General features: G+C 46.5%; 18 protein-coding genes. 10 read left to right on the top strand and 8 right to left on the bottom strand.

Annotated features, from left to right (window positions below; genetic code table 11):
- Positions 1–369: 369 nt before the first annotated feature.
- The 8 genes from NSS95_RS16605 to dnaA all read right to left on the bottom strand — a co-directional run bounded on the left by NSS95_RS16605 (position 370) and on the right by dnaA (position 10,651).
- On the bottom strand, positions 370–1,440 hold the full coding sequence (locus NSS95_RS16605) for an HD-GYP domain-containing protein (protein ID WP_061577293.1): 1,071 nt from the start codon (positions 1,438–1,440) through the stop codon (positions 370–372).
- An 87-nt stretch (positions 1,441–1,527) separates the two neighbouring features.
- On the bottom strand, positions 1,528–4,002 hold the full coding sequence (gene gyrA / locus NSS95_RS16600; protein ID WP_340714033.1) for a DNA gyrase subunit A: 2,475 nt from the start codon (positions 4,000–4,002) through the stop codon (positions 1,528–1,530).
- A 19-nt stretch (positions 4,003–4,021) separates the two neighbouring features.
- Positions 4,022–5,947 carry a DNA topoisomerase (ATP-hydrolyzing) subunit B gene (gyrB, locus tag NSS95_RS16595; protein ID WP_340714032.1) on the bottom strand — a complete coding sequence of 642 codons (1,926 nt, stop codon included), beginning with the start codon at positions 5,945–5,947 and terminating at the stop codon, positions 4,022–4,024.
- A 206-nt stretch (positions 5,948–6,153) separates the two neighbouring features.
- Complete coding sequence (gene remB, locus NSS95_RS16590; RefSeq protein ID WP_061565610.1) at positions 6,154–6,432, bottom strand: extracellular matrix regulator RemB; 279 nt, start codon at positions 6,430–6,432, stop codon at positions 6,154–6,156.
- Between the two features lie 9 nt (positions 6,433–6,441).
- Positions 6,442–7,554: a DNA replication/repair protein RecF gene (recF, locus tag NSS95_RS16585; RefSeq protein ID WP_061565611.1), complete on the bottom strand. Its 1,113-nt coding sequence runs from the start codon at positions 7,552–7,554 to the stop codon at positions 6,442–6,444.
- A 33-nt stretch (positions 7,555–7,587) separates the two neighbouring features.
- The gene (gene yaaA / locus NSS95_RS16580; protein WP_017552554.1) at positions 7,588–7,806 is read right to left on the bottom strand and encodes a S4 domain-containing protein YaaA; all 219 of its coding nucleotides are present in this window, start codon (positions 7,804–7,806) and stop codon (positions 7,588–7,590) included.
- Between the two features lie 150 nt (positions 7,807–7,956).
- On the bottom strand, positions 7,957–9,102 hold the full coding sequence (gene dnaN / locus NSS95_RS16575) for a DNA polymerase III subunit beta (RefSeq protein ID WP_061565612.1): 1,146 nt from the start codon (positions 9,100–9,102) through the stop codon (positions 7,957–7,959).
- Between the two features lie 199 nt (positions 9,103–9,301).
- A complete protein-coding gene (gene dnaA, locus NSS95_RS16570) occupies positions 9,302–10,651 on the bottom strand; it encodes a chromosomal replication initiator protein DnaA (protein WP_014096603.1) in 1,350 nt (449 codons plus the stop codon).
- A 679-nt stretch (positions 10,652–11,330) separates the two neighbouring features.
- On the opposite strand from dnaA, the gene rpmH reads away from it, so the two are divergent.
- From rpmH to NSS95_RS16520, 10 genes are all read left to right on the top strand, one after another.
- Positions 11,331–11,465 carry a 50S ribosomal protein L34 gene (rpmH, locus tag NSS95_RS16565; RefSeq protein ID WP_003397591.1) on the top strand — a complete coding sequence of 45 codons (135 nt, stop codon included), beginning with the start codon at positions 11,331–11,333 and terminating at the stop codon, positions 11,463–11,465.
- 98 nt (positions 11,466–11,563) lie between these two features.
- Positions 11,564–11,908, top strand: coding sequence for a ribonuclease P protein component (rnpA, locus tag NSS95_RS16560; RefSeq protein WP_014096604.1), 345 nt, complete (start codon positions 11,564–11,566; stop codon positions 11,906–11,908).
- A 106-nt stretch (positions 11,909–12,014) separates the two neighbouring features.
- Positions 12,015–12,803, top strand: a complete 789-nt coding sequence (yidC, locus tag NSS95_RS16555) for a membrane protein insertase YidC (RefSeq protein ID WP_014096605.1) — start codon at positions 12,015–12,017, stop codon at positions 12,801–12,803.
- Positions 12,800–13,423, top strand: a complete 624-nt coding sequence (gene jag, locus NSS95_RS16550; RefSeq protein WP_014096606.1) for an RNA-binding cell elongation regulator Jag/EloR — start codon at positions 12,800–12,802, stop codon at positions 13,421–13,423. The genes yidC and jag overlap by 4 nt, the downstream gene beginning before the upstream one ends.
- Before the next feature lie 302 nt (positions 13,424–13,725).
- Positions 13,726–15,111, top strand: coding sequence for a tRNA uridine-5-carboxymethylaminomethyl(34) synthesis GTPase MnmE (mnmE, locus tag NSS95_RS16545; RefSeq protein WP_026683509.1), 1,386 nt, complete (start codon positions 13,726–13,728; stop codon positions 15,109–15,111).
- Between the two features lie 206 nt (positions 15,112–15,317).
- A complete protein-coding gene (gene mnmG, locus NSS95_RS16540; protein WP_035188771.1) occupies positions 15,318–17,207 on the top strand; it encodes a tRNA uridine-5-carboxymethylaminomethyl(34) synthesis enzyme MnmG in 1,890 nt (629 codons plus the stop codon).
- 64 nt (positions 17,208–17,271) lie between these two features.
- The gene (gene rsmG, locus NSS95_RS16535; RefSeq protein WP_260832179.1) at positions 17,272–17,988 is read left to right on the top strand and encodes a 16S rRNA (guanine(527)-N(7))-methyltransferase RsmG; all 717 of its coding nucleotides are present in this window, start codon (positions 17,272–17,274) and stop codon (positions 17,986–17,988) included.
- A 144-nt stretch (positions 17,989–18,132) separates the two neighbouring features.
- Positions 18,133–18,990, top strand: a complete 858-nt coding sequence (gene noc, locus NSS95_RS16530) for a nucleoid occlusion protein (RefSeq protein ID WP_017550670.1) — start codon at positions 18,133–18,135, stop codon at positions 18,988–18,990.
- Between the two features lie 355 nt (positions 18,991–19,345).
- Positions 19,346–20,107, top strand: a complete 762-nt coding sequence (locus NSS95_RS16525) for a ParA family protein (protein WP_017550668.1) — start codon at positions 19,346–19,348, stop codon at positions 20,105–20,107.
- Positions 20,100–20,960 carry a ParB/RepB/Spo0J family partition protein gene (locus tag NSS95_RS16520; RefSeq protein ID WP_035183075.1) on the top strand — a complete coding sequence of 287 codons (861 nt, stop codon included), beginning with the start codon at positions 20,100–20,102 and terminating at the stop codon, positions 20,958–20,960. The genes NSS95_RS16525 and NSS95_RS16520 overlap by 8 nt, the downstream gene beginning before the upstream one ends.
- Positions 20,961–20,972: the final 12 nt, after the last annotated feature.

Below are 20,972 nucleotides of genomic sequence, written 5' to 3'. Positions count from 1 at the left end.
ATCTTGTGACGACTTTTATATCATAACATATCCGGCAGCTTGTGTCAACAAAAAAAGCAAATCAACAAGCAACCATAAAAAGCACAATTTCTATTATACTCGTTATGCAGTAAATTGCAAGTACTTTTTTCGGTTCGCGCAACAAAATCCTATACAATGCACAAAATCTAAATAAATTGAACTTAAGGTTTTTACGTAAAATCAATTATGCTCCGGATAGATATTGTTTCTGGCAATACATAAAGTAATAAATTTATCTCTCCTGAAGGCTTCCGCTGGTACGACAATAAATACGGCATCGGTGTCTAAGGGTTATCCAAACAAAATATAATAAGGCTTCTATTTTGGCCGGTTTCTGCTTTTCAAACCTCACCGGATTAATTCTGTAATAAACAAATCAGGCCGGCTTTCCAAATCCACCATTTCATTGCTGCTTAAAATTTTTACAAGCGGTTTAATGGGAGCGGACGGTTTCATGTAAAGCACTTCTGCTTCTTCATTGTTGGATAAAAAGACCTTTGATCCAATCGTTAAATGGGCAACAAGGCTAATTAATGCATGGATCACAGCAATATCGAACTCTCCGAAGTGATCCTCCAGCAGCTCTTCAATGGCCTGAAACGGGATTTTCTTCTTTTTATAAATATGGTCGCATACGATGGCATGGTATACATCCGCAACGGCAACAATTCTTGACAGGATCGGAATTCTGTCCGGTTTTTCACCAAATGGATAGCCGCTTTTGTCAAGACGTTCATGATGCTGTAAAATTGCGAGTTTCGTTTCGGATTTCAAAAGGGGCGAGTGCTGGACCATTTTTAGCCCGTATACAGGATGGTTCCTGATTTCTTCGTATTCTTCTTCTGTTAAGGAGGCTGATTTTCTCAGCAAAGGCGCAGGGATTTTTGCCATGCCGGCATCTGCGAGGCAGCCCGCCAATGCAGCCTGATAGCAAGTTCCCTTCCCGAGTTGCAGTTTTTGGGCGATTGCGCCGCTTAACAGTCCGACCGAGACGGCATGATGATAGATGTATTCCTCTTTTGTTGCATATTGATGAATAATGCGGATTTTCCCGGGATCCTGTTCGATCAATTCAAAAAGCGGAATAAAAAAATCCCTCACTTCCCCTACACTGACTTTGGAACCGGACTGCCAGCTTTGAAACATTTTCTTGTAACTGCCAACCGCAGCCGTGTACTGCTCCCGGAATGCTTCTGGCACTGTTGCCGTTTCCTGACTTTCTTCCCTCGTGCTCTCTTTCGTCTCTTTACGGCTATTGGAACGGCCCACATCCACTTCTTCTATCCCGAATGCTTTCAAAATATGAATCATTTTCTGCGTTAAAAGGGTTCCTTTTGGCATAATGGGGTGAGCCGTTTTCCCCATAACATCCTCAGCCAAACAATAGCCGGGGACGAGATCGACTACTTTTATCTTCAAGTTTTTCTCCCTCCGTCAACAAGCAACTGTGCTGCCCATATTTTATCAAAAAAAAGAAGCATTGTGTGCAATGCTTCCTGAGATTTCTTATTCCTCCCCGGTTTCTTCCACCGGATCCACATGATTTTCTTCTTCATCTTTTTCCACTTTTGCGACTGTCGCAACATATTCTTCGTCACCAAGACGGATCAGTTTGACACCCATTGTATTTCTGCCGAGCACCGAAATATCCCCGACAGCCATCCGGATCAGCACGCCGCCTGCTGTAATGAGCATGATGTCTTCTTCTCCCGTTACCGTCTTCACAGCAACAAGTGGCCCGTTCTTGCTTGTGATATTGCAGGTTTTCAAACCTTTTCCGCCCCGGCTCTGGATGCGGTACTCGCTTCCCTTTGTCCGTTTTCCATAGCCGTTTTTGGTCACAATAAGCACATCATCGTTTTCTTCCAGAATCTCCATGCCGACCACTTCATCATCGCCGCTTAAGGTAATGCCTTTTACCCCTGTTGCCGACCTTCCCATTGAACGGACATCCGTTTCGGGAAATCTGATCAGCATGCCGTTCTTCGTACCGATAATGATTTCTTTATGGCCGTCCGTCAGTTTTACGGAAATCAGCTCATCTTCTTCTTTCAGATGAATGGCAATCAGGCCGTTCGTCCGGATATTGGCAAATTCAGTTACAGGCGTGCGTTTTGAAATGCCTTTTTTTGTGGTAAAAAATAAAAACCAGTCTTCTACGAAATCTTCCACACGGATCATCGTATTGATCCATTCATCCCTGTCAATTTCAAGCAGGTTGACAATCGGAATGCCTTTTGCCGTTCTGCCGTATTCCGGGATTTCGTATCCTTTCTTCTTATAGACTTTTCCTTTATTTGTGAAGAAAAGGATCGTATCATGTGTTGATGTCGTTAAGAGATGTTCAACAAAATCGTCTTCATTCGTGCCCATCCCCTGCACGCCGCGGCCGCCGCGTTTCTGACTCCGGTACGTCGAAATCGGCAGGCGTTTGATATAGCCGTTATGGGTCAGGGTGATGGCGATGCTTTCCTGCGGGATCAAATCCTCGTCCTCAATCTGGTCAACGCTTGCTGCTATAATTTCCGTGCGCCGTTCATCATTAAACCGTTCTTTAATTTCGAGCAGCTCTTCACGGATGATTTCAAGCACTTTTTCTTCATCTGCCAAAACGGCTTTCAGTTCTGCAATCAGTTGGATCAAGCCCCGGTATTCTTCTTCAATTTTTTCGCGTTCCAGTCCGGTCAAACGTTGCAGCCGCATATCGAGAATTGCCTGTGCCTGCTTTTCGGACAGGGAAAATTGCTCCATTAAGCCGTTGCGGGCAATATCCGTTGTTTGCGAGGAACGGATCAGCTGGATAATCGCATCAATATGATCGAGTGCAATGCGCAGACCTTCCAAAATATGGGCGCGCGCTTCCGCTTTTTTCAGTTCAAAAGCCGTTCTGCGGCGGATCACTTCTTCCTGATGGTCAAGGTAAAACTTAAGCGCCTGTTTTAAATTCAGCACTTTTGGCTGGCCTGCAACAAGCGCCAGCAGGTTGATACCGAATGTCGTCTGCATGGCGGTATGCTTGTACAAATTGTTCAAAATCACATTCGCATTTGCATCACGGCGGACTTCAATCACCATCCGCATGCCGTTGCGGTCGGACTCGTCACGCAGATCGGTAATGCCGTCGATCCGCTTTTCATGCACAAGTTCTGCAATCCGTTCGATCAATTTGGCTTTGTTGACCTGGTAAGGCAGTTCGGTCACAATGATGGATTCTTTGCCGTTTGATCTTTGTTCAATTTCCACCCTTGCGCGAAGTGTGATAGAGCCTCTTCCCGTTTCATAAGCACGGCGGATGCCGCTTCTTCCGACAATTAAACCGGCCGTAGGGAAATCCGGCCCTGGGATATATTCCATCAATTCCTGGATCGTGATATCCGGGTCTTTGCTTAAAGCAAGAATCGCGTCGATGACTTCACCGAGTTGATGCGGTGGAATGTTCGTTGCCATGCCGACCGCAATCCCGGAAGAACCGTTCACCAACAGATTCGGAAAACGGGAAGGCAGGACAGCCGGCTCCTTTTCCGAACCATCATAGTTGTCCTGAAAATCAATTGTATCTTTGTTAATATCGCGCAGCAGTTCAAGGGAAATTTTTGACATGCGCGCTTCCGTGTAACGCATGGCAGCAGCCGGGTCGCCGTCAACCGATCCGAAGTTGCCGTGCCCGTCAACCAGCATATAGCGGTAGCTGAAATCCTGCGCCATCCGCACCATTGTTTCATACACGGCCGAATCGCCGTGCGGGTGATATTTCCCGATGACTTCCCCGACGATACGCGCCGATTTTTTATACGCTTTATCAGGAGTCATCCCGAGATCGTGCATCGCATATAAAATTCTCCTATGCACAGGCTTTAATCCGTCCCGTACATCCGGAATGGCCCGGGAAACGATGACGCTCATCGCATAGTCAAGAAAGGATGTGCGCATCTCCTGGGTTAAGTTTACTTCCACAATATTTGATTCCGGTGTGTCAGCCATTTATGCAACCTCCTTTTCTTTAAATGTCCAGGTTTTTCACGTAAATGGCATTTTCTTCGATAAAATTCCGCCGCGGTTCCACTTTATCGCCCATCAGCATTTCAAATGTGCCGTCCGCTTCAATCGCATCGTCAAGGCTCACTTGCAGCATCGTCCGGTTGGCAGGTTCCATCGTCGTCTCCCAAAGCTGTTCCGGGTTCATTTCGCCGAGACCTTTATAACGCTGGATAGCGGGCTTCGGCTGGGCGGGTAGCGTATTAAGCAATTCCTCAAGACCGCGGTCGCTGTATACATATTCGACCCTTTTTCCCTGCTGCACTTTATAAAGCGGCGGCTGGGCGATATAGATATAGCCTGCATCGATTAATGGACGCATATAGCGGTAGAAAAACGTTAATAATAACGTGCGGATATGGGCACCGTCGACATCCGCATCCGTCATAATCACGACTTTATGATAACGCGCCTTCGAGATGTCAAAATCTTCTCCGACACCTGTGCCAAGCGCGGTAATAATGGTCCGGATTTCCGCATTTGACAAAATTTTATCCAAACGCGCTTTCTCTACGTTTAAAATTTTCCCTCTTAAAGGCAGGATCGCCTGAAACATCCGGTCCCTTCCCTGCTTGGCAGAACCGCCGGCCGAGTCTCCTTCGACAATGTAGAGCTCGCTCTCAGCCGGGTCGCGTGATGTGCAGTCTGCAAGTTTGCCCGGTAGGCTTGTCGATTCGAGCGCGCTTTTTCTCCGTGTCAGTTCGCGCGCTTTTTTCGCAGCCAACCTTGCCCGGGCAGCCATCAGCCCTTTTTCGACAATTTTCCGCGCCACTTGAGGATTTTCCATCATAAACTTCTCAAACGTCTCGGAAAATACCGCATCTGTAATCGTTCTTGCTTCTGTATTTCCAAGCTTCGTTTTCGTTTGTCCTTCAAACTGCGGATCCGGGTGTTTGATGGAAACAATCGCAGTGAGGCCTTCCCGGACATCTTCGCCCGTTAAATTGGCTTCATTTTCTTTGATCAGATTGTTTTTCCGGGCATAATCATTGATGACGCGCGTTAAAGCCGTTTTAAAACCGGACTCATGTGTGCCGCCTTCGTAGGTGTGAATATTATTGGCAAAAGAATAGATATTGCTGGCAAACCCGTCATTGTATTGAAGGGATACTTCAACGGTTATGCCGTCTTTTTCGCCTTCTACATAAATCGGTTCCTTATGGAGCACTTCTTTCGAGCGGTTCAAATGCTCCACGTACGATTTGATCCCGCCTTCGTAATGGTATTCTTGTTTGCGCGGATTTTTTTCGCGTTTGTCCTCAATGGTGATTTTGATCCCTTTATTTAAAAAGGCAAGTTCACGGAGCCGGGTTGTAAGAATATCAAAGTCGAACTCGGTCGTTTCCGTAAAAATTTCCGGATCCGGCTTGAAGTGAGTCGTTGTGCCGGTACGATCCGTTTCGCCAATGATTTTTAAGTCAAAGGCAGGTTTGCCGCGGCGGTATTTTTGGTAGTAAATATGCCCGTCGCGGTGGACATAGACATCGAGCTCTGTAGACAGGGCATTCACAACAGACGCACCAACCCCGTGCAGACCGCCGGACACCTTATATCCGCCACCGCCAAATTTCCCGCCGGCGTGCAAAATGGTCATGATGACTTCAACGGCAGGCCTGCCCACTTTTTCCTGGATGCCGACCGGGATGCCGCGTCCGTTGTCCTTCACGGTAATGCTGTTGTCTTTTTCAATAAAAACATTGATTTCATCGCAAAAACCGGCCAGTGCCTCGTCAATGCTGTTGTCGACAATTTCCCAGACAAGATGGTGAAGACCTCTCGCACTTGTCGAGCCAATATACATCCCCGGACGTTTGCGCACCGCTTCCAGCCCTTCAAGAACCTGGATTTGCTCGGCACCATAAGACTGCTTCTGTAATTGTTCTTGTTCCAATTATACCACCTGCACTCTCTTAAATTGAACCTGCGGGATTCCTGCGGATACTGGAGCACCCTCCGGTTATCCCGGCAGGCTGTACCCGCCGTTTTTGCGGTTAGCCGGAAACAGACGTGCCAAAAAACACGCCTTGCATAAAGCCGGTTCAACCTGTAACGGGTGTTACAAGCAAGCACCGGTTGAGTAAGCAACATTCTCTTATGTTAAACCGGTTTTCCGGTAAAATGTTCGGTTAAAAACCCCGCCGGAAAAAGACCGATTGCCCGTTTGAACAGAATGCCTGGGGAAAAAGGCGATAAATAGACCGCATTTTGGGTAATCACGGCTGATTTAAAACTGCCCTTTGCCAAATTGACCGTGGCTTTTTCTAAAGCCTGCAAATAGGCTTCGTTGATTATGGAGCTGTTGAGCGATCTCTCGTCCATAATGGCGATAATATCATCGCTTCGGATCATGACATCTTCCGCGAGATGGAGATACATAGGCACACCTCACCTGACAATTTGTCCTGCCTTCACTGTATACATGGATGCTTCCCGTAAAGTTTGATGATCCACCCCATCCACGCTTGTCGTTGTCACAAAAGTCTGCACCCTTCCCTGTATCGCGTTCAGCAGATGGGACTGGCGGTAGTCATCCAGCTCCGATAACACGTCATCCAGCAGCAGGATCGGATATTCCCGGATTTCCGAATAAATCAGTTCAATTTCGGCCAATTTAACAGATAATGCGGCTGTCCGCTGCTGCCCCTGTGATCCGAATGTGTGAACATCCCTGCCGTTTACTGCAAAGACTAAATCATCGCGGTGCGGACCGGCCATCGTAACGCCCCTGTCAATTTCCCGCTCCCTTATTTCGGCAAATTTATTTTCGTATGATTTTATCATTTTTGACCAATCGAGCTCTTCTGATACATTCACAGAGGGTTTATATTGGATCTCAAGTTGTTCAAGACCGCGGGAAATCGAATGATGGATCGGGCGGGCCCATTCTTCGAGCATCCGCACAAATTCAAACCGCCGCATGACAATTTTAGCGGCTTGTTCAATTAGCTGTTCGGTTAAAATATCGAGCATCGTCCGGTCTGTCTGTTTTTTCATCTGCAGCTGCTTCAAATAGTGGTTCCGCTGCTGCAATATTTTTTGGAACCGGCTCATATCATACAGGTAAACCGGCGAAATTTGCCCGATCTCCATATCGATAAAGCGCCGCCTGACCTGCGGGCTCCCCTTTACGAGATTCAAGTCTTCGGGCGCAAACATGACCACATTCATATTGCCGATATACCGGCTTAGTTTTTTTTGCTCAATATGATTGTACTTTGCTTTTTTGCCTTTTTTGGAGATGGTCAGTTCAAGGGGGACAGTACCATGCGTTTTGTGAAGTCTCCCTTTTATTTTAGCATATTCTGCGTCCCAGCGGATGAGTTCTTTATCATTTGACGTCCGGTGGGATTTCGCCAGTGCCAAAACATAAATGGCTTCCATCAGGTTGGTTTTTCCCTGGGCGTTTTCCCCGAGGATCACATTGACTTTGTTTTCAAACGGAATGGTTAATGTTTCATAGTTGCGGTAATTGTGAAGTTCCAGTTCCTGCAGGTACATATGCCAACATCCTTTATGCGGAAAAAGCGCCGGTCAACCGCGGATAATTTGAAACATACCGATTCCGCCAATTTCAACCCGGTCCGCCTCTTTCAGTTTCCGCCCTCTTCTTTGCTCCGGTTCTCCATTGACGAGCACTTCATGTTCGGTTAAAAACCATTTTGCCATTCCGCCGCTTTGAATGATATCCGCTAATTTTAAAAATTGGCCAAGCGTAATGGTATCTGTTGAGATTTTTACATTTTTTGCCATTTCTTCACTCTTTTCATGTACTCACTAACATATTATTTTACTAAAAATCAGGCAGAAACACAAAGCATACCAAGGAATTCCCGTTGCCGCCCGCAGTTTTCCGCATGCAGCGGAGATGAAAAAAGCCTGTTTTTCAACAGGCAATTTTCATCAGTACGTCCTTACCGGCAAAATCAGCTGCAGTGTCGTATCATCATGCACCGGCCGGATGATAAAAGGCCTCATCGCGCCGGTAAAACGGATGGTGATTTCCGTTCCTTCCAGCGCTCTTAACGCGTCCATCATATATTTGGAACTAAACGAGATTTTTAATTCTTCCCCTTCAATGGATTTACAGTTTACCCTGTCCGTCACTTTCCCGATTTCCGGCGAATTGGATGTGATTTCAATCGTGCCCGGGATATCCGTAACGGATGAAAGTTTCACGACATTTGCGTTTTGCCCCTCTTTTGCGAGTAACGATGCCCTGTCAATGGCTTGCAGAAACTCTTTTGTATTCACAACGATTTCCGTTTTTCCATCTGTCGGGATCAGCCGTGATGTATCCGGGTAATTTCCTTCCAGCAGACGCGAGAAAAACAATAAATGCTTTGCTTTAAATAAAACCTGATTATCCGTTATGACAATTCCCACCGGTTCATTCGAATCCGGCAAAATTTTATTCAACTCATTTAAACTTTTCCCCGGAATTACAATATTATACTCGGCATCTGCGGCCGTTTCGATTTCCGCTGTCCTTTGCGCCAGGCGGTGGCTGTCTGTTGCAATACAGTTCAGCCTGTTGCCTTTAATGCTCCAGTTTACACCTGTCAAGATCGGGCGGGTTTCCGCGGTGGAAACGGCAAATACCGTTTGCCGGATCAGATTTTTTAAAATATCTGCCGGAATCCGGATCACTTTGTCTTCCGTAATTTGCGGCAAATGCGGGTACTCTTCCACATTAAGCCCGTTTAAATTAAAGTTCGATTTGCCTGAGCGAATGATGGTCTGGAATTGATTGACAACCTCTATCTCTACAATATCCATCGGCAGCTTTTTGACCAGTTCCCCGAAAATCTTTGCTTGCAGCACAATGCCGCCTGTTTGCTGAATCACAGCCATTTCATCCCCGTCTTCTTCTTTTGGCACAAATGACTCAATGGAAATATCGGAATCACTGCCCGTAAAAGTAATGCCTTCTTCTGAAGCAGTAATTTTAATGCCGGTTAAAATCGGAATCGTGGTTCTGGACGTAATGGCTTTTGACACATCTTGGACACTTTCGATTAGGCGGTTCCGCAAAATAGAAAATTTCATGGTTATTCCTCCATCGTGTGACGCATATACTTATACTTAATCTTTTTTTAAAAAACAGTAGTACTAGTAATAGGGGTTGTGAACATGTGGATAACGTTGCCGGTGCAATGAAATACAGTCTATCCACATGTGGACAGACTGTTCATACATTATCCGTTGTTATGCACAATATGCTCTAGCCCGCTTTTTGAACCGTGGGCTACCCATTTTTCAGCAAATTTTGCAGTTCTTCAATTTTCTTTTGAAATTGCGCATCCGTTTGAATCAAATTGGCAATTTTCTCATGGGCATGGATCACGGTTGTATGATCTCTCCCGCCGAACTCCTCCCCGATTTTCGGCAGCGAAAAATCCGTCAGTTCCCTTGATAAATACATGGCAATCTGGCGCGGAAATGCAACGGATTTCGTGCGCTTTTTCGCTTTAAAATCTTCCATTTTCACATGGTATTCTTCCCCGACAACTTTTTGAATGTCCTCGATCGTAATCGTTTTTGGCTTGGCGCTTGGGATGATATCTTTCAGTGCTTCTGCGGCAAGGTCGGCATTGATATCCTTATTGATCAGCGAAGAATAGGCGACAACACGGATCAATGCGCCTTCCAGTTCACGGATGTTCGTGTCAATTTGATTCGCGATGTAAAGCATCACTTCGTTCGGAATATCCAAACCGTCCGCTTTCGCCTTTTTTCGCAAAATGGCGATGCGCGTCTCAAGGTCAGGCGGTGTGATGTCTGTGATTAATCCCCACTCAAACCGCGAACGCAGCCTTTCTTCAAGCGTCGGGATTTCTTTCGGGGGCCGGTCGCTTGAAATGACGATTTGCTTGCTCTCCTCATGCAGCGCATTAAATGTATGGAAAAATTCTTCCTGCGTGGATTCTTTTCCGGCGAGAAACTGAATATCATCTATCAGAAGGATATCCACATTCCGGTATTTGTTCCGGAATTCGCCTCCTTTATTGTCCCGGATGGAATTGATGAATTCATTCGTGAATTTTTCAGAAGACAAATACACCACTTTGGCTTTTGGATTATGCTCTAGTACATAGTGGCCGATCGCATGCATTAAATGCGTTTTTCCAAGGCCCACCCCGCCGTATATGAACAACGGGTTATAGGCTTTTGCCGGCGCTTCGGCAACGGCAAGGGAAGCAGCGTGTGCAAAACGGTTACCGGAACCAATGACAAAGGTATCGAATGTATACTTTGGAATCAACATACTCTGATAGTCGCGGGTATCATTCAATTTTTCCGCTGATTTTTTCGGGGACGGGAACAGTTCCGGTTCATCACTGTCCTGCTGTTGCGGAATAACGAATTTAATTTCAAGCTCTTCTCCGGTTATGTCGTACAAGACCGTTGTGATGAGCGGAATATAATGGCCCTCCAGCCAATCCCTGGCAAATTCATTCGGCACGGAAATGACAAACGTATCGTTTTTGAGCGAGTATGCCTTCGTCGATTTCAGCCAGGTGTCAAAGCTGGGTTTACTGATCTTTTTTTCAATCACGGACAATGCTTTTTCCCAAAGATCAGCGATATTTTCCAACGCCAATCCCTCCTTTTTATCAAACGAAAAATAACCATTCTCTCTGTCTGTGTAACAATGTTTCGGCGAAGGTTACGGCCATTTATAAACATGCATATGTTTGTATAGTGGAAAAATATATAATAAGGAATAAATACGGTTTTTCGACAGCATCCACCAATTGTGGACAACTTTACTCCATTGGTCTGGATAAACTGTCCACAAGTTATCCACAAACTGTGGATGAACAAGTTATGCACAACCGGTTATTCAGGGTTAAAACACAATAATCATAACAGATAATCTTAGGTGTTGCAATGATCTTTGTAAATTATCCACAATTCGCAAAAGGTGTGAAAAAACATTATCCACACGCTCTGAATTTGTGTGAAACTTGTCAATAATTGTTGTGGACAGTTAAAAATTCACCGAAAAATTATCCACATACCGGATATGTGGAAAAATGGCGGCTGATGACAAAGGGTGATCATCATGTCCCGTTCTTTTCGGAAACCCGAGCCGTTTTGACCGGAAAAGCAAGGAAGCGGAACCGGAAAAACGGCTCGTTATTTCTGCGGGAAAATGAAAGTCTGGTACGTGAGAAGTTTTGAAGAGCCTTGACAAGCAGGAAAGTTCGTCATTATAATGATATAGACTGTCGTTTATCATTCGAACGAATTCCCTCGAGGAGGTGTCATACATGAAAAGAACTTATCAGCCTAATAAAAGAAAAAGAAGCAAAGTCCACGGCTTCCGTGCGCGCATGAGTACAAAAAACGGCCGCAAAGTATTGGCAAGACGGCGCCGCAAAGGAAGAAAAGTATTATCCGCATAACCACTGAAAAGTCTCAGTGGTTTTTTTTAACAAAAAAGGCGGTTTCGGGGTCACCGCTTTTTCACTGCATCACTGTTGGCAGGTCAGAAGGAGTATATATGAGAAAATCTTATCGGATAAAAAAAAATACAGAATTTCAGGAGGTTTTCAAGCACGGGAAGTCGTTCGCAAACCGCCAGTTTGTTGTATACGTGCTGGAAAAGGAAAACCGAAAACATTTCAGAATCGGGCTTTCCGTCAGCAAGAAGCTGGGGAATGCCGTCAAAAGAAATCAAATCAAAAGATATATCCGGCAAGTGTTTTTAGAGTTGAAAGAAGACATCCCGCCCGGATATGATTATATTATTATCGCCAGAAAACCGGCGGCCGAGATGAATTACCATGAAGTCAAGAAGAGCTTAATCCATGTCCTGAAAATAGCCCATGTCCTTAAAAAAAGTTAGAATAAAAGAAAGAAGTGCCAGGGCGTGTGGCAGCATCCGGCTGCTTTGGATCATCTAAAAAAGTAAGCGTTTTTTGCTGAAATCTCACACAGGGGAGGACAAACGATTGGGAAAAAAGTTTTTTCTGGCAGGAATGGTACTTGCCCTTGCCGCCGTGATGGCCGGCTGTACGGAATTTAATCAGGATATCACACCGGAAAGCAAAGGAATCTGGAACCAGTATATTGTATATCCCTTATCCTGGCTGATTATAAAGGCAGCCCAATTTCTGGGGGGCAGCTATGGGCTATCCATTATTTTGATTACGATTATCATCCGCCTTGCCATTTTGCCGCTGAATATCACCCAGTTAAAAAGTGCGAAAGCCATGCAGGCACTCCAGCCTGAAATCAAAAAACTGCAGGAAAAATATGCCTCAAAAGATGCGGTAACACGGCAAAAACTCCAGCAGGAAATGATGAAATTGTATCAGGAGTACCATATCAATCCTGCCGCAGGATGCCTGCCGATTTTAATTCAAATGCCGATTTTAATCGGATTTTACCATGCCATCAACCGGACGCCGGCTATCCGCGAATCCGCTTTTCTTTGGTTTGATCTCGGATCCGTGGATTATGTGCTTGCTGTGATTGCCGGGATCACCACCTTTCTCCAGCAAAAAGTGATGATGTCCGGGGGAAATTATGATGCAAATCCGCAAATGAAAATGCAAATGAACATGATGCTTTGGTTTATGCCCATTATGATTATTGTAATCGGCGTGGGGCTCCCGTCCGCGCTGCCGCTGTACTGGATTGTCGGGAACATCTTCATGATTGTCCAGTCGTATTTCATTAAAAGTCCTACTGCAAGTATGCCTGTCCAAAACGCGAAAGCCAGGGGGACGAAAAAATGAAGGAAACGACTTCAACAGGGAAAAATGTAGAAGATGCTGTCAACCAGGCCCTTCGCGAGCTTGAAACGGAAAAAGAAAATGTGGAGATTGAGATTCTTGATGAAGGCAAAAAAGGCATATTCGGTCTGCTCGGCGCGAAACCGGCAGTGGTCCATGTCCGGCTGAAAGAGACGCCGGTTGAGCAAGTGCTCTCATATTTGCGCAATATTATCGAAAAAATGGGGGTTTCCCCCGGCCTTCAATTCGAAGAACATGACCGGACATTGCATATTAACGTGACAGGCGAAAATCTTCCACTGCTGATCGGAAAAAGGGGACAAACATTAAACGCTTTGCAGTTTCTCACGCAGCTGGCAGCGAACCGGTATTATCCGCATTATGAAAGAGTGATGCTCAATATCGGCGATTACCGGAAAAGGCGGGAAGAGGCGCTAACCCGGCTTGCGGAAAGGCTTTCTGCCCAGGTTTTGCGCACCGGACGGCCGGTAAAGCTCGAGCCAATGCCATCCTATGAAAGAAAAATCATCCACAGTGCGCTCGCTCATCATAAACAGGTCATCACCTATTCAGAAGGAAATGAACCAAAACGTTATGTTGTCATTGATTTGGCAAAGCGTTGAACGGCCTCCTTCCGGGAAACCGGGGGAGGCTTTTTTTTAGCCGCACTCTCTGGACGGAAAGCTTTTTTGCCGGTTGAAAAAAACCAGCATATCCACAACCTGGAGTAATCAGCTTTTTCTGCCGTTGTTATTCACATGTGGATAAGTTAAAATGGAGTTATCGGCTTTTTGTGGATTGTGGAAAAGAACATATCGCTTGTATTTGCGAAAAAATTTGGTATTCTATTACGTTAGGTGAAAAAAAAGAAAACAGAGTGCCAATCTTTTATATAAATGACCAAAAAAGGAAGCGGGGTGAAAAAATGGAAATGGATACAATTGCGGCGATCTCGACGCCGATGGGAGAGGGAGCGATTTCGATTGTCCGGCTAAGCGGTGAAAATGCGATTGCAATTGCGAACCGATTATTTGCAGGTGTCGGCGGAAAAAAACTGGCGGATGTCCCTTCGCACACGATCCATTATGGGAAAATTGTCGACCCGGACACTGGAGAAACCGTTGAGGAAGCGATGGTAAGCGTGATGAAAGCGCCGAAAACGTTCACGCGCGAAGATGTCGTGGAAATCAACTGCCATGGCGGGCTTGTCGTTGTAAACCGGGTATTGCAGCTCGTTTTAAACAACGGTGCGCGCCTTGCTGAGCCGGGCGAGTTTACAAAACGGGCGTTTTTGAACGGACGCATTGATCTCTCACAGGCGGAAGCAGTCATGGATTTAATCCGCGCCAAAACGGATAAAGCGATGAACGTGGCGATCGGCCAGATGGAAGGCAGATTGTCGAAACTGGTCAAAAAGTTGCGCCAGGAAATATTGGAAGTCGTCGCGCATATCGAAGTCAATATTGATTATCCGGAATACGACGATGTTGAAGAGATGACGCACCGCATGCTGGAAGAGAAAGCACAGTACATCAAAAATGAAATCGAAAAACTGTTGCGGACAGCGCACCAGGGAAAAATTTTGCGGGAAGGGTTGTCAACGGCTATTATCGGCCGCCCGAATGTTGGAAAATCATCATTGTTAAACAGCCTTGTCCAGGAAAATAAGGCAATTGTCACCGATATTCCCGGCACGACACGCGATGTGATCGAAGAATACGTCAATGTCCGCGGTGTGCCGCTGCGCCTGATTGACACCGCAGGCATCCGCGAAACAGAAGATATCGTGGAACGAATTGGTGTGGAACGTTCGCGGAAAGCGCTCAAGGAAGCGGATTTGATTTTGCTTGTTATCAACTCATCCGAGCCGCTCAGCCCGGAAGATGAGGCATTGTTTGAAGCGGTGGAAGGCATGGATGTGATTGTCATCTTAAATAAGTGGGACCTGCCGCATCAAGTGGAGATGGAAAGCGTCCGCGAACTTGCACAAGGCGCGAAAATCCTTACCACGTCGCTTGTAACAGAGGAAGGCATGGAAAAATTGGAAGATGCGATTGCTGCGATGTATTTTGAAGGGCAGATGGAAACAGGCGACCTGACATATGTATCAAACAGCCGCCATATTGCGCTTTTGAACCAGGCATTGGAAGCCATTCAAGATGTGCAAAACGGCATTCAATCCAACACCCCGATTGATATCATCCAAATCGACCTGACCCGGACATGGGACCTGCTCGGCGAAATCATCGGCGACACCGTCCAGGAAAGCTTACTGAACCAACTCTTCTCCCAATTCTGCCTCGGGAAATAGAAAAGCGGAGGCGACTGTATAGCGGCGTACGGATTTTGTAGTCTTCGACCGAGATAAAGGAAACACGATGAGCCGGTAGGCGAATCGATGCCCGCTTATCGAAAGGAGAAGACGTAAAAATCCGTACGCCGCTAGGAGCCGCAGCTAGACAAAGAAAAGCGGAGGGCGTTTGCCCGTTGATTTTATAAAATAAAGGAGTGATAAGCATGCGGCAATACGATGCAGGAGACTATGATGTCATTGTAGTCGGCGCCGGGCATGCCGGTTGTGAAGCAGGCCTGGCCGCCGCAAGAATCGGTGCCAAAACGTTAATGATCACGATTAACCTTGATATGATTGCCTACATGCCGTGCAACCCGTCGATCGGCGGTCCGGCAAAAGGGATCGTCGTCCGCGAAATCGATGCACTCGGTGGTGAAATGGGCAGGAATATCGATAAAACCTATATTCAAATGCGGATGCTCAATACCGGAAAAGGGCCGGCCGTTCAGGCGCTCAGGGCCCAGGCGGATAAAGTCGAATACCAGCGTGAAATGAAAAAAACCATCGAAAACCAGGAAAATTTGACGCTTTTGCAAGGGATGGTCGAAGCACTTGTACTTGAAGACGGTGTCTGCAAAGGCGTTGTTACAAAAACCGGCGCAAAATATACAGCCAAAACGGTTGTGCTGACGACCGGCACGTTCCTGCGCGGCGAAATTATTATCGGGGAACTGAAATATTCAAGCGGCCCGAATAACCAGCAGCCTTCCATTGCCCTCGCTGAAAAACTGGAAGAACTCGGCTTTGACCTCGTCCGCTTTAAAACCGGGACGCCACCGCGCGTAAACGGCAAAACGATCGATTACAGCAAAACGGAAATCCAGCCGGGCGATCTGGAACCGCGGGCATTCAGTTATGAAACGATGAAGATGATCACGGACCAGCTTCCTTGCTGGCTGACTTACACCAATGAACGTACCCATGCCATTATTGACGCCAATCTCGGCCGCGCGCCGATGTTTTCCGGCATGATTAAAGGCACCGGGCCGCGTTATTGCCCATCGATTGAAGACAAAGTCGTCCGCTTCCATGACAAGCCCCGCCACCAACTCTTCCTGGAACCGGAAGGCCGCCACACGGAAGAAGTGTATGTACAAGGGCTTTCAACAAGCATGCCGGAAGAAGTGCAAAGAGAAATTTTGGCCTCCATTGAAGGGCTGGAGCATGCAAAAATGATGCGCCCCGGTTATGCAATCGAATATGATGCGATCACGCCGACGCAGTTGTGGCCGACACTCGAAACGAAAAAAGTGAAGAACCTTTATACAGCCGGCCAAATCAACGGGACGTCCGGTTACGAAGAAGCAGCCGGACAGGGGATTATTGCCGGCATCAACGCAGCGCAAAGAGCACTGGGGAAAGAAGAACTTGTCCTCGGCCGTTCCGATGCTTATATCGGTGTTTTAATTGATGACCTGGTCACAAAAGGAACGCGCGAACCGTACCGCCTTTTAACCTCCCGTGCTGAATATCGCCTGCTGTTGCGTCATGACAATGCGGATCTCAGGCTGACTGAAATCGGCTATCAAATCGGGTTGATTTCCGAAGAACGTTACCGGAAATTTACGGCGAAAAAACAGGCGATTGAAGCAGAAATCAAGCGTTTGAAATCCGTCATTCTAAAACCGGATGAAAAAACACAGACACTGATCCGGGAAGCGGGAGGAAGCGAACTGAAAGACGGCATCCACGCCGCTGATCTCCTAAAACGGCCGGAAATGCGGTATGAACATATCAAAGCGCTTGTGCCGCCTGCAACGGAACTTTCGCCTGAAGTGGAAGAACAGGTGGAAATCCAGATCAAATATGAAGGCTATATCGCAAAATCATTGCAGCAAGTTGAGCGGATGAAAAAGCTGGAAGACAAAAAAATCCCGTCTGATATTGATTATGATGCGATCCACGGGCTGGCAACGGAAGCGCGCCAAAAATTAAACAAAGTGCGCCCGATCTCGATTGCCCAGGCATCACGCATTTCCGGCGTAAATCCGGCTGATATTTCAATTTTACTTGTCTACATTGAACAGGGGAAAATTGCAAAAATCCCTGGATAAGGCATGAAGCCCGGGTTTTTCCGGCTTCTCCCTTTTTTTACATATCAACCGAAAGGATGGAAAAATGGACAGCGGACAATTCATTCCATTATTGGCTGAAAAAGGCATTCCCTTAAGCGAGGAACAAAAGCAGCAGTTTGAAACGTATTATAAATGGCTTGTTGACTGGAACAACAAAATGAATTTAACGGCGATTACGGAAAAAGGGGAAGTGTATCTCAAACATTTTTATGATTCGCTGACAGCCGCCTTTTTTACCGATTTTAACGGCCCGCTGCACGTTTGCGATGTCGGCGCCGGCGCAGGCTTTCCGGGCATCCCGTTAAAAATCTGTTTTCCGGAACTAAGGCTTTCGATTGTCGATTCATTGCAAAAACGGATTACGTTTCTCGGGCATTTAACAGAAGCGCTCGGCTTAAAAGAAGTTTCTCTTTTTCACGACAGGGCTGAAACTTTTGCCAAAAAACCGGAACACCGCGAACAATACGATGTGGTCACGGCAAGGGCGGTCGCCAGAATGTCCGTCCTCTCCGAACTGTGCCTGCCGCTTGTGAAACCCGGTGGCAGATTTATCGCGATGAAAGCCCAGCATGCCAAAGAAGAGCTCGAAAAAGCGGAAAAAGCGATCCGTCTCCTCGGCGGAAAAACGGAGAACGTATACAACTTTACCTTGCCGGTTGAAGAAAGTGAAAGAAACCTCATTGTCGTCAAAAAGGTAAAGGAAACGCCGAAAAAATACCCGCGCAAACCGGGAACCCCGGCAAAACTCCCGCTTGAATAAGGCGGGCGTTTTACCGTGCCGAAAATCGGGATGATGCGCTAAAATGAGGGAGATTGTTCGAAAAATCGCCGGGAGTTTGGCAGGAACTTGTCTTATAATAGAGAATAAGTAGTTAGGGAGAATTTATAAGGTGGTGTACAGTGAATGAAGCATCCTTTCTCTCGTTTTTTCGGAGTGGAGGAAGAAATCGGAGAAGAAGAACTGGAAGCAGAGAATGAAAATGAAGAGATTAAAAATATCTCCGTCTCCTGTATTATTCCGAACCGGTTTCAGCCACGGACCATTTTTAATGAAGAGAAAATAGATGAACTTGCAAGAACGATCCACACCCATGGCATCATCCAGCCAATCGTTGTCCGCGAATACGAAGCAGGCCAGTATGAAATCATTGCGGGGGAAAGAAGATTCCGGGCTGTCCGGAAACTGGGCTGGGATACTGTGCCTGCCATCATAAAAAATATGAGCGATACAGAAACAGCCTCGATTGCTTTAATTGAGAACCTGCAACGCGAAGAACTGACGCCGATTGAAGAAGCGATGGCTTACGGAAAACTTTTGGAGCTTCACCATTTGACCCAGGAAGCACTGGCACAGCGCCTTGGCAAAGGGCAATCAACCGTTGCAAATAAACTGCGCCTTTTGAAATTGCCCTCGGAAGTGCAGGAAGCCCTTTTGCAAAAACAGATCACGGAACGCCATGCACGGGCATTGATTCCTTTAAAAGAGGCAGAAAAACAGGTTCGCGTCCTCAATGAGATACTCGCAAAAAATTTAAATGTGAAACAAACGGAAGAGTATGTTACCCGTATGATGAATAAGCCGGAAAAAAAAGCAAAGCCGCGCAGACAGGCGTTCAGCAAAGATATGCGCATTGCTGTCAATACGATCCGCCAGTCTGTTTCCATGGTGACCGATTCCGGGATCAATCTCGATTCAAAAGAAGAAGATTTCGAGGACTACTATCAAATTACGATCCGGATCCCGAAAAAGGCGAAATCCTAATAAAAGAAACTTGGATGACAGGTTTCTTTTTTTCAGGTGCAGGTCATTTCCTATCCTATTCCGATAAAATAAAACTGCCAGGTTTGTGCTGCCTGCCTTAGCTTTACAAAGCCCTTTTTCCTGGTTTCGGCGGTGGTCCTGCGTTCTTTTTTAGCATGGGCGCAAGCTTTGGCATGGAAGCCGCGCCTTCTGATTTTTGACTGCCGAAAAAACTTGAAACAACCTTTTTTCGGTTTTCAGTAAACGAATCTTGCAAACTTTGATACAATAAAGTTACGTGTTTGCCGTTTTGCAAATGAGTAGCCATTTGCAGACGGGCCGTGACGAGCGTGACAAAAAAAGGTAGGTGGCAACCGTGGGAAAAGTGATTTCTATCGCCAATCAAAAAGGAGGCGTAGGAAAAACAACCACTTCTGTCAACTTGGGTGCCTGCTTAGCATATATCGGGAAGAAGGTTTTGCTTGTCGATACCGACCCCCAGGGAAATGCAACAAGCGGAGCCGGAATTGATAAAGGCGAAGTTCAGCAGTGTATTTATGATGTGTTAGTGGAAGATGCGAATATAAAGGAAGTAATCAGGGCAACGGCCGTGGACGGGCTTTATTCCGTGCCGGCAACGATTCAACTGGCGGGAGCGGAGATTGAACTGGTTCCGACCATTTCAAGGGAAGTCAGGTTAAAGCGGGCGATCAGCGCCATTAAAGACGATTATGATTATATTATCATTGACTGCCCTCCTTCTCTCGGCCTATTGACGTTAAATGCGCTAACCGCGTCGGATGCCGTCATTATCCCCGTCCAGTGCGAATATTACGCTTTGGAAGGGTTAAGCCAGCTGCTCAGCACGGTCAGGCTTGTCCAAAAGCATTTGAATCACAATCTGATGATTGACGGCGTGCTGCTGACGATGCTAGATGCCCGTACCAACTTAGGACTCCAAGTCATTGAAGAAGTGAAAAAATATTTCAGGGACAAAGTGTACCGTACCATTATCCCCCGCAATATCCGGTTAAGCGAAGCACCGAGCCACGGACAGCCGATTATTCTTTACGACCCGAAATCGCGCGGTGCGGAAGTGTATTTAGACTTAGCAAAGGAAGTGGCGGCAAATGGCTAAAGGACTTGGAAAAGGCATTAACGCGTTGTTTGCCAATATGGACGTTGACAAAGAAGATGCCGTGCAGGAAGTCAATATTAAAGAATTGCGCCCGAATCCTTATCAGCCGCGGAAGAATTTTGAACCCGAAGCGCTTAATGAATTAAAAGAATCCATTCTCCAGCATGGCATCCTGCAGCCGCTTATTGTGCGCAAGAGCATTAAAGGATACGAAATCATTGTCGGGGAACGGAGATACAGAGCCGCAAAACAAGCAAAACTTACGACGGTGCCGGTTGTCGTCCGCGATTTAAACGACCGGCAGATGATGGAATTTGCCGTGCTCGAAAACTTGCAGCGGGAAGATTTAACGCCGATTGAAGAAGCCAATGCGTACCAGTTTTTGCTTGAGAAACTAAATGTCACACAGGACGAGCTGGCGAAACGGCTCGGAAAAAGCCGGCCCTATATTGCCAATCACCTCCGTATTTTGTCTTTGCCGGTCAGCATCCAGGAGGCCATGTCTAAAGGCAAACTTTCGATGGGACACGGCCGTACGCTGCTTGGCCTGGAAAAGAAAGAAAAAATGGAGGAAATTGCGGAAAAGGTTATTGCCGAAGGATTAAGTGTCCGCCAGCTGGAAAAGCTTGTCCAGCAGCTGAACCGGAATGTTTCACGTGAAACGAAGAAAGACAAGCAGGAAAAAGATATTTTTATCCAGGAACACGAAACGGTTCTGCGCGAAAAGTTTGGGACAACCGTCCATATTAAGCGGACAAAGAAAAAAGGAAAAATTGAAATTGAATTTATGTCCAATGAAGATTTAGAGCGGATTTTACAATTGCTGGATGCCGGTTTTGAACAGGAACCGTAACGATATACAAAG

The sequence above is a fragment of the Weizmannia sp. FSL K6-3076 genome (assembly GCF_038007245.1).
GTDB classification, from domain to species: Bacteria; Bacillota; Bacilli; order Bacillales; family Bacillaceae_C; genus Weizmannia; species Weizmannia faecalis.
The sequence above is the reverse complement of the archived record's forward strand: the minus strand, read 5'-3'. Positions and strand labels throughout refer to the sequence as shown.